This is a genomic window from Streptomyces sp. A0642 (assembly GCF_004795105.1).
Lineage (GTDB): Bacteria > Actinomycetota > Actinomycetes > Streptomycetales > Streptomycetaceae > Streptomyces.
In genome coordinates, this window is the sequence record NZ_SSBL01000071.1 from 1 (window position 1) to 1,560 (window position 1,560).

Below are 1,560 nucleotides of genomic sequence, written 5' to 3' on the forward strand. Positions count from 1 at the left end.
ATCGGGTGTTGGGGGCGAAGGCGGATGGTGCGTGGTATTTGCATGAGTTGACGTGTGAGCGGGAGTTGGCGTTCTTCGTGATGTTCTCGTCGGCGGGTGGTTCTGTGCTGGCGGCGGGTCAGGCGAACTATGCGGCGGCGAACGTGTTCCTGGACGCGTTGGCGGTGCGGCGCCGGGCGGAGGGGCTGCCGGCCACCTCCCTGGCGTATGGGCTGTGGGCGGGTGCGGGGATGGGGCAGTGGCTGGGTGAGGCGGATCTGGAGCGGATGAGGCGGCAGGGGCTGCCGGCGTTGGAGCCTGAGCAGGGGCTCGCGTTGTTCGACGCGGGGCTGGCGTCCGGCCGGGCCGCTCTGGTTCCGTTGCCGATGGATGTCGCCGCACTCCGGTCCCGTACCGACACCCTCCCCGCCCTCCTCCGCGACCTCGTCCCCACCAACAGGCGACCGGCCGCGCGAGCGGTGGCCGGGACCGGAGACGGGCAGGAACTGCTGCGCAGTCTGGCGGGCCTCGACGACGACGAGCGTGCCCTCAAGCTGCTGGAGATCGTCCGAGGCCGCGTTGCCAAGGTGCTGGGCCACGCGTCGGCCCAGGCGATCGAGGCGGACCGCCCCTTCCAGGAGCTCGGCTTCGATTCGCTCAGCGCGGTCGAACTCCGTAACGAACTGAATCTGACGACCGGGCTCCGCCTCCCCGCGACGCTGGTCTTCGACTACCCGACCTCACGCGCCGTGGCGGGGTACGTCGGCAGTGAGCTCGACGGCAGCGGGACGCCGGAGACGGAACAGCCGGGCGGCGGCCCGGTTCCGCGTGATCTGGATGACGAGCCGATCGTCATCGTGGGCATGGCGTGCCGTTACCCCGGCGGCGTGACCTCCCCCGACGACCTGTGGGAGCTCGTCGCTGACGGCCGGGACGCGGTTTCGGGGTTCCCACTCGACCGCGGCTGGGACATCGAGGGCGTGTACGACCCCGAGCCGGGAGTGCCGGGCAAGACCTATGCGAACGAGGGCGGCTTCCTCTACGAGGCCGGAGACTTCGATCCGGCGTTCTTCGGGATCAGCCCGAACGAGGCCCTGATCATGGACCCGCAGCAGCGGCTGCTGCTGGAGGCGTCGTGGGAGGCCCTTGAGCGTGCGGCCATCGACCCCCGCTCCCTGAAGGGGACCAGGACCGGCGTCTTCGCCGGCCTGATGTACCACGACTACGGCCAGGGAACGGAGGCCGCGGCGACCACGGGAGGCAGCCTGGTCTCGGGCCGCATCTCCTACACGCTGGGGCTCGAAGGACCTTCCCTGACGGTGGACACGGCGTGCTCGTCGTCGTTGGTGGCGTTGCACCTGGCGGCCCAGGCACTGCGTTCGGGTGAGTGCTCGATGGCGCTGGCGGGCGGCGTGGCCGTGATGTCGACGCCGGACATGTTCGTGGAGTTCAGTCGTCAGCGTGGGTTGGCGAAGGACGGCCGGTGCAAGTCGTTCGCGGGTGCTGCGGATGGTGCCGCGTGGTCGGAGGGTGTCGGGGTTCTGCTGGTCGAGCGCTTGTCGGATGCTCGTCGGCTGGGTC

Annotated in this window: 1 pseudogene; it reads left to right on the forward strand. The window is 70.1% G+C overall.

Going from position 1 to position 1,560, the window contains the following annotated elements:
* Positions 1 to 5: 5 nt before the first annotated feature.
* Positions 6 to 1,560, forward strand: a pseudogene (locus tag E6R60_RS37895) (beta-ketoacyl synthase N-terminal-like domain-containing protein); the annotation flags it as partial.